Here is an 8,594-nt window from a genome sequence, read left to right on the forward strand (position 1 = left end):
ATCAACAGTTAGAGATGCTCGCCGTTAGCCCTGAGATCATAGACGACAAGGTGCTGGCATCCGTTTGGGCACCCGTCGTAACTACATCTGAGGGAGAGCAGGAGAGCTTATCTCTCCTCTCAGGGTATGGGCGCTCCCAAACTCCGAACAAACGAGTGGCTCGTGTCTGCGCCGAGATGAACCGGATGGCGCAGGAAGCCCAAAGCCGGTGAACGCTACTCGCTCGGAGCAGAATCGGCATACGATGATCCTCATCGAAGTGGGCAGCGGTGTTGGCGTCGTCGAACGTCGTTCTCACTGCGCCGTGGCAGGCGTCGCAGTAGACGCGCCCGTTCGACTGTCCATCGCGAGATGCGGGCGGCCGAGGGCGTGACCGCCGCCACCGGTAGCGGCGAGCCGGTCCGCGTCCACACCGACTACGACCAGGGAGCCCTGAACGCCGGGGTGAACCCCAAGACCGGGCTGGCGTTCGGGCTGGCCACCACGACCACCACCCAGGTTCCCGCCGAGGTGTCCAGTCCCGGCAGCGGCGAGGGGCTGGTGGACTACACCGCGGCCATCGACCCGGCCACCATCCCGGCCGGCAAGACCCCAGCGGCGGGCAACGAGACCGGCCGCGCCTCGACTAGCTACGACGCCTGGGGCAAGGTCACCGGGTACACCGACGCCACCGGCACCCACACCGCCACCAGCTACGTGGCGGCCGGGCTGCCCGGTGCCGGGCAGGTCGCCACCATCAGCGACCCGCAGTCCACCACCAGCTACAGCTACGACGAAACCTCGGGCGGGAGGGCGGAGCACCGGGGCCTGGTCACCACCCAGACCGTCACCGGCGCCACCACCGGCGGGCCGTTGACCTACCGCGCGAGCTACGACGCGGCCGGGGATCTGGTCAGCCAGGCCCTGCCGGCCGGGATCACCCAGACCATCGCCTACTCCCGCGACGGGCAGCAAACTGCCCTGTCCTACGAGGGGACCGCCGCGGACGGGACCAGCACACCGCTGCTGGGCTGGGGGTTGACCGCCGACGCGCTGGGCCGCACCACCGCGGTGTCCACCAACGCCGGCACCGGCCAGGACGCCATCGGCCGCACCCTCGCCTACGGCTACGACCACGCCAGCCGGCTGACCAGCGTGACCGACGCCCGCGGCGACCTCTGCCAGGCCCACACCTACGTCTTCGACGCCGACAGCAACCGCACCGGCCAGACCACCACGACCAGCCCCACCGGTGACTGCGCCGACAGCCCCGACACCACCCTCGAGAAGACCTGGGCGTATGACGCCGCCGACCGGGTTCAGCACGGCGCCACCAGCACGACCACCACGGTCACTGGCACCGACGAGGCCGGGGACCCCGTGTCGACAACCGACACCAGCGGTGGCGGCGCCTACGGCTACGACGCCCTCGACCGGGTCGCCACCCTGCCCGCCACCGACACCCCCACCAGCACCAGTGCCGGTGCCGGGGGCGGGGGTGACGTGGCGGTGGGGTACTACGACACCGACACCGCCCACACCCTCACCCAGGATGGCACTCGCACTACCTACACCCTCGACCCGGCCGGGCGGCGGAGCGACTCCACCACCACCAAGACCGGCACGAACACCATCGCCACCACCCGCCACTACGGCGACGACACCGACAACCCGTCCTTCGCCACCCAGACCACCGGCACCGGTGGCCCCGTCGTCAGCATCTACGGGACCTCCATCGGCGGCGACCTGGCCGTCACCATCACCGACGGCGTGGCGTCGGTGGCGCTGGCCGACCCGCACGGCGACACCATCACCACCCTCGACCTGCCCACCAACGGCACCGCACCCCAGCTGTCCTCTCCGGTGTTGTGCTTCGACGAATACGGCAACCCCGCCACCGACCTCAACCAGATCCAAGCCGACACCGAGGGCAACCCCATCGACCCCACCGGCCTGCAACTCATGGGCGCCCGCCTCTACAACCCCGCCACCGGCCGCTTCACCAGCATCGACCCCATCGAAGGCGGCTCACCCAACGCCTACGCCTACCCGGTCGACCCCATCAACCAAACCGACCTCAACGGCCAATGGTGGGGATGGCGCAAGACTCTGAAGCGCGTCGCCACGGCTACCGGCGTGCTGGCCGCGGGCGCATGTATCGTCGCCACTGCGGGCGCTTGTATTGCGGCCACTACTTTCGCAATTGGGGCTAGCGGGGCTTGGAACACCTATCGAGCCCGTCACCACGAGATCAGTGCGAAGCGTGCGATAGGGAACGTGCTCGTTGATTCGGCGCCTACCCTGTTCCGCCCAGTGAGATATTTCCGGTATCGCAAGTACGTCCCCCGTCATAGCGCCCAGTATTTCGGTCGCCACAACTCTTATGGTACTCGCTCACTCCGTTGGGTTGCGCGTAATCACCGGCGTCACACTGCCGTCTGGACCGGAGTCAACGCCTACTACGGCTATCGTTCCTACCAAAGTGGTTGGTGAGCTGTAATGCCGGGGCAGGTGCACGTCCTAGATCGATTGCCTTGGCCTCTCATCGTACTCTTGGGCCTTATCGTGGCTGGTTCTATGATCTTGGGGCAACCCCGACACCGACGTAGCTTGAAGTGGTTGCCCACCATGTTTGGAGGTCTGTTTCTCCTATTAGCGGGTGGTCTCACTTTTGGCTCGGCTCTCGTTTCTGGCATCGCCATCGTGGCCCTGGCAGCAATTGAAGTCATGGGATTCGTTTTGCTCAGTCGGCATGAGGGTAGGCTTTGGGTGCGTGGCCGGCACCGAGGCGAGTGACCAAATCCGGGGCCCGAAACAAGGTTGATTGAGCCGTGAACGACATCGCCGCAAAGGCGATCCTCGAGCGGTGAGGTTGGGGACGGCATCTACTGCTCGTCGAGTCCGACCTTGTGGCGCAGGGGCTGCGGACTCGGCCGACACCGTTGAGGTCGCCCTCGAGCAGGCCTGGGGTTACGACACGGCCGAGCAGGGTCCAACACGGGTCACGGCATGCGACCAGGCCGGCGTCGCGGTGTCAACGGCCGATGCCGGTGGTGGCGGCGACTGCGGCGCTACGACGCGCTGGCCCGGGTCACCGCCCTGCGCGTCCTCGACGCCCGAACGGTCACTGGCGCCGGGTGACGTGGCGGTCGAGTACTGCGTCACCGACGCGGTGCATGTCCTCGCCCAGGACGGCACCACCACCACCAGGTACACCCTCGACCCGGCGGCCCCGGACAGTCGTGAATGTCCGAGGAATGAAGGACGCGTGAGCCGGGCTTGTCATCTCCAGCATCATTTCGAGCCCGGCCGAGTGTGTCACCTCGTTGACGTACTCGACCTTGCCGGCGCGCCCTAGAAAGCCCACATTCGTTGGATGTCGTTGAACATCGACGACTACTTCGACACACCTTAAAACCTGCCCTAGGACAGCCTTTTTTAAGCCCCCATCTTTGCGGCACGTATGCTACAAATGTCAGTGGAACGGATCGCCTTCGGGCGGTCCGTGTTCGCGTTTCTAGGGCGTTTGTTGGTTGTCGTTGAATGGTGGCGAGAATGCACGGTGGGATGAAGGTCTACCGCGGTGCCGCTGCTGGGGCGCGTCACTACCTGGAGGCCGACCGGTCCCGGGCCGATGACTACTACCTGGCCGAGGGCACCGGCCTGGCCGAGCGCTACCTGGCCACCCCCGAGGGCGTGCGCGGTGCCGGGACGCTGTCCGGTGAGACCTATGAGGCGTGGGTGGCCGGCCGTGACCCAGTCACCGGGTGCGCGAAGGGTCGGCTGCGCGCCGACGATCACGGCGTGCGGTTCGTGGAGGTGGTGGTCAACGGCCCGAAGACCTGGTCGCTGGCGGCCGCGGTCGACCCGCAGGTCTCGCGGGCTTATGACGGCGCGCAGGACCGGGCCGCGGCCCAGATCATCGGCTGGCTGGCCCAGCATGCGACCACCCGGGTGGGACCGCGGGGCCGGCAGGCCCAGGTGCCGGTGCAGGGGATCGAGGCGGCGGTGGTACGGCACTACACGTCGCGGGCGGGGGATCCGCATCGACATCTGCACCTGCAGGTCAACGCGCGAGTGCTGGCCGCGGGCCGGTGGCGGGGCCTGCACACCGTGGGGGTGCGTGACAGCTTGGAGGCGATCAACGGCATCGGCCACGCCGCCGTGATCACCGATCCCGGCTTCCGCGCTGCGCTGGCCGCCCGTGGATACACCCTCGAACCCGAGTCCGGCGAGATCGCGGAGCTGGCCGGCTACGCGGGCCCGTTCAGCGCCCGCGCGGCGCAGATCGGCAGGAACGTCGACCGCTACGAGGCGCAGTGGCGGACCGGGCATCCCGGCATCGAGCCGGGTCCGGGCCTGCGGCGGTCCTGGGATGCCCGGGCGTGGGCCGAGGCCCGCCCGGACAAGGTGGTCCCGCGCGACGGCACGGAGCTGGCGCAACGGTGGGTCCAGGAACTGACCGGTCTCGGCTTCGTCCCACCGACACCAACACCGGCCGACGACGTTCCGGCAGGCCGTTCCCCCCACGCCAGCGACCCTCCCGGCAAGGACAGCCCGCTGCCGGACACGGTGCCGGCCGGGTATCCGATCGGCGCGCTGGATCGTGCCGCCGCCGTTTCCAGGGTGCTGAGCCGGTTGGGGGCACGGCGGTCGGGGTGGAACGCCGCGGACGTGCGCGGCGAGGTCGAGCAGCTGCTCGCCCGCACCGGCCTCGTCGCCCAGGCCGGGGTCCGGTTGGAGCTCGCCGAAGACCTCACCGCCCGCGCCGTGGGCCGGTGCGTGCCGCTCCTCGACTCGCCGGGCGCGCCCGAGCACATCCGCGCGCTGACCTCCCGCGAGGTCGTGGAGGTCGAGGCCGACCTGACCGCGCGCCTGGTCGCCCGCGCCGACGCCACCAGCTCGGTGGCACGTGACAACGGCGAGGTCGACGAAGTGGCAGCCCAGGCGGTCGGCGGCGGGGTGCGGTTGGACACCGCGCAGCAGGCGGTGGTGACCGCGCTGGCCGGGGACCGGGCCCTGCTGGTGGTCGAGGGCGCTGCGGGGTCGGGCAAGACCACCACCTTGGCCGCGGCCCGCGCCGCGATCCAGCGCGGTGGGCATGACCTGGTGGTGGTAGCCCCGACCCGCAAGGCGGCCGAGGTCGCCACCCGCCAGCTCGGCAGCCGCGCTACCTCGGCAGCCTGGCTGACCCACCAGCACGGCTACCGCCAAAGCACCGACGGCGCCTGGACCCGGCTGCGCGCCGGGCAGGCAGACCCGGCCACCGGCACGTCCTACGACGGCCCCTGCCAGGCGGCGGTCCTGGCCCGCGGTGACGTGCTGCTGGTCGACGAGGCCGGGATGGTGGACCAAGACACCGCCCGCGCGCTGCTGGTCATCGCCGACGAGGCCGGCGCCCGGGTCACGCTGGTCGGAGACCGCCACCAGCTGCCCGCGGTCGGCCGCGGCGGCGTGTTGGACCTGGCCGTCCGCTGGGCCCACCCCGACGACCAGGTGACCCTGCAGGCGGTGCAGCGGTTCACCGACCCCGACTACGCCCGCCTCAGCCTGGCCATGCGCGCCGGCCAGGACTCCGGGGGAGTGTTCGATGCCCTGCTCGCCCGCGGCGACATCGTCCTGCACGCCAGCGAGGCCGAACGCATCCACGCGCTCGCCGGGACCGTCGCCGGCGTCGCCACCGACGCCGATGGAGAGCATCGGCGCGAGAGCCGTGGTGAGGGTGGTGAGGGTGGTCGGGTGCTGGTGGTCGCGGACACCCGCGAGCAGGTCGCGGCACTCAACGCCGCGATCCGGGACCGGCTGGTCGCCGCCGGCCGCGTCGACGACCAGCACGCGGTCACCACCACGGCGGGCGAGCGGGTCGGGGTGGGCGACCAGGTGGCGACCCGCCGCAACGACCGCGGCCTGGACGTCGCCAACCGGGAGACCTGGACCATCACCGGCATCGGCGCCGACGCCACCGTCACGGTGACCGGTCGAGGCGGGCCACGCAGCCTCCCCGCGACCTACGTGCGCGAGAACGTCGAGCTGGCCTATGCCAGCACCGTCTACGGCGCCCAGGGCGAGACCGTGCACCGCGCGCACCTGGTGGTGGGGGAGCACACCGGCGCCGCAGCCGCCTACGTCGCGATGACCCGTGGACGCGCGGCGAACACCGCCCACCTGGTCGCCGAGTCCCTCGAGCAGGCCCGCGAGCAATGGGTCGAGACCTTCGGCCGGGACCGGGCCGACCTCGGACCCGCGCACGCCGCCGCCCTGGCCGCCACCGAGGCGGCCCGGTATGCCCCGGCCCGGCCGCTGCAGCCGGTGCTGGCCGACCTGCACGACGCCTGGACCCGCGAGGCCGACCTGGCCGCCAGACTCACCACCGCCCGCAGCCAGCGTGACCGGCTCACCGTGGTGGTGCCGCTGCGCGCCGAGGCCGACCACCGGCTGGCCGAGTTGCGCCAGGCCGCCCGAGGCGCGGCCGAGCACGCGTCCCGTCTCCGAGCACAGCTGCAGGACACCGAGACAGCCGTCGACGGTGCGGCCGGCAGCATCGGAGGCGACCTGTGGCGGCGTTGGCAGGCCGACTACCCCGCCGCCTCCCAGGCAGCCGGGACCATCCGCACCGGCCCCGGCAGACTCGGTCTGCACCGGGCCGCGGTGCGCCGAGCCCGCGCCGACCTGCACACCTGGACCCAGACCTGGCGGCCGGTCGTGCCGGACCTGCCCGTCGACCTCGACGTGCTGGCCGGACGGTTCCCCCCGCCGGCCGGGGCCCGGCTGCACGACGCCCTCACCGGTTCCGCTCGGCGTCTGGCCGAGGCCGAGCACCCCGAACACGCCGAGCAGTCTGCCGCCGCCACGGCCGCCCAGGCCCGCGCCGACCGCGCCCGGGACGCCTACCAGGACGAAGTGCGCTCGGACCCCCTGGGCCTGGCCCGGTTCGGCCACCTCGCCCACATCCAGGATCCCGCCGACCGGCTCGACCGCACCGCGCACCTGGTCGACCAGCTCACCGCCGACCTGCAGCGAACCCGCACCCGGGTCCACGCCCTGGAATCCGAACCCGCCCTCCGCTGCCAACCCCCCGATCTGCTCCGGACCCAACGCGCGGCGTGGAACAGCCAGCGGGAGCACGACCGCGAGGCCCGGCTGGAACAGGCGCGAGCCCGGGCGGCAGCCCAGGCCCGGCAAGACCGGCGCCGTCCCGCCAGACCGGAGCCTGGTGCACCGCACTGGCCGACGATGCGGCCCGACCCAACGCCCGACCTCTCCCGGTAGCCCTCCTGCCGGTCATCCAGAACACCACGCTCTGGGAGACCACTGGGGCCCACGAAGCCGACGGATCCTGTCAAGCGGAGGCAACGATCAGGGCCACGTTCCGCGCTCAGGCGCCGCGCGGCCGCGTCTGACGCGGCCGCGTCAGACACGGTAGGCAGTGAGTCAGGCACGCCCGTTCAGCGGTGCTGAATCGCCGTCAGTGACCGCGCGGAGAGCGCCCGGAGGAGTCTGGCAAGATCATCGCGCTCCAGACAGTCTTTCGGCCGGCTTGGACAACGCTGATCCGGGCCAGGTAAGAGTACGAGGACGTACACTCGATCTATGGCACCGAATCTGGCGGAGTACGTAAACGCGGGCTATTCACTACCGCCCGCTGAGCGTCTTCAGGCCGCTCGCCTGCTCCGGCTGAGCGTGGACCAGGACCAGGATGCCGACCAGGCGGACATCGATGACGCCTGGAGGGAAGAACTCCGCTCCCGCGTCGAGCAGATCTCGCGCGGCGACGTGGAGTTGGTCGATGCCGACGAGACTTACCGGTTGCTGTCCGCTGAACTTGCGGACAAGCACGCGTGACAGCACTTCAACGGGAACACCCAGAGGCACGCGCCGAATTGCGCGCCGCAGCGAATTGGTACGACGACCCCGCAACTGGCCAGGAGCTGCTGGATGCGACCCACCAGGCGCGGCGCGACATCGGCGCTATGCCTGAGGCTTGGCCGACGGTCCACGGCTGGGAAGACGAGCCCGCCTGCGCAGGAAGAGTGTCAAAGGATTCCCGTACGGCGTGATCTACTTCCGGACCAACGACGAAATCGTGATCGTCGCCTACGCCCACGAAAAGCGGCATCCCGGGTACTGGAGGAACCGCCTTGCCGACCAATGACTGAGGTCGTCAGGCGCGAACGTATGCCGATCGACGACCGGGACGACCGCTGACCTCACCGCGCGAGGAGGTGCATACCAATTGGTTGACGCTGCGGGCTACACTGTAGTCGTGACTACACAGATTGCTATCCGCCTCGACGACGACGAGCTCGCGTCTCTGGACGCTGAGGTCGCCCAAGGCCACGCCGCCAACCGCTCTGAAGCCGTCCGCCACGCTCTTGCGCGCCTCCAGCGTGAACAGCGCTACCAGCGCGAAGAGGCCACCTTGGCCGAACTGGTCAGGCGCGGCGAAGCCGTCTACCCGGACTTCGACAGTCTGCTCGACCCACCCCACCCCGCGTTGGATTGATGCGCACCATTGCGGCGGTCCAGTTGGACAAGCGTCGACCCGCGTTGATCCTGACTCGTCGCTCCAAGCTCCACCTGCTGACCTGGGTCACCGTCGCCCCCATCACCACCAC

At 70.2% G+C, this 8,594-nt stretch carries 4 protein-coding genes; all 4 read left to right on the forward strand.

Annotation, left to right across the window (positions count from 1 at the left end; translation table 11 throughout):
• Positions 1-351 precede the first annotated feature (351 nt).
• The 4 genes from FCN22_RS10155 to FCN22_RS10170 all read left to right on the forward strand — a co-directional run bounded on the left by FCN22_RS10155 (position 352) and on the right by FCN22_RS10170 (position 8,482).
• On the forward strand, positions 352-2,472 hold the full coding sequence (locus FCN22_RS10155; RefSeq protein ID WP_137121423.1) for an RHS repeat-associated core domain-containing protein: 2,121 nt from the start codon (positions 352-354) through the stop codon (positions 2,470-2,472).
• Positions 2,473-3,534: 1,062 nt separating this feature from the next.
• A complete protein-coding gene (gene mobF / locus FCN22_RS10160) occupies positions 3,535-7,248 on the forward strand; it encodes a MobF family relaxase (RefSeq protein ID WP_162308182.1) in 3,714 nt (1,237 codons plus the stop codon).
• 321 nt (positions 7,249-7,569) lie between these two features.
• A complete protein-coding gene (locus FCN22_RS10165; protein ID WP_137121425.1) occupies positions 7,570-7,821 on the forward strand; it encodes an addiction module protein in 252 nt (83 codons plus the stop codon).
• A 421-nt stretch (positions 7,822-8,242) separates the two neighbouring features.
• Positions 8,243-8,482, forward strand: a complete 240-nt coding sequence (locus FCN22_RS10170; RefSeq protein ID WP_162308183.1) for a ribbon-helix-helix domain-containing protein — start codon at positions 8,243-8,245, stop codon at positions 8,480-8,482.
• The last annotated feature ends 112 nt before the right edge of the window (positions 8,483-8,594 follow it).

It is taken from the genome of Segeticoccus rhizosphaerae (assembly GCF_005222685.1).
Taxonomy (GTDB): domain Bacteria; phylum Actinomycetota; class Actinomycetes; order Actinomycetales; family Dermatophilaceae; genus Segeticoccus; species Segeticoccus rhizosphaerae.

Excerpts from the sequence above, each read along its gene's own strand:
- FCN22_RS10165 (WP_137121425.1), top strand. The coding sequence starts at position 7,570 with ATGGCACCGAATCTGGCGGAGTACGTAAACGCGGGCTATTCACTACCG.
- mobF (WP_162308182.1), top strand. The coding sequence starts at position 3,535 with ATGCACGGTGGGATGAAGGTCTACCGCGGTGCCGCTGCTGGGGCGCGT.
- FCN22_RS10155 (WP_137121423.1), top strand. The coding sequence starts at position 352 with ATGCGGGCGGCCGAGGGCGTGACCGCCGCCACCGGTAGCGGCGAGCCG.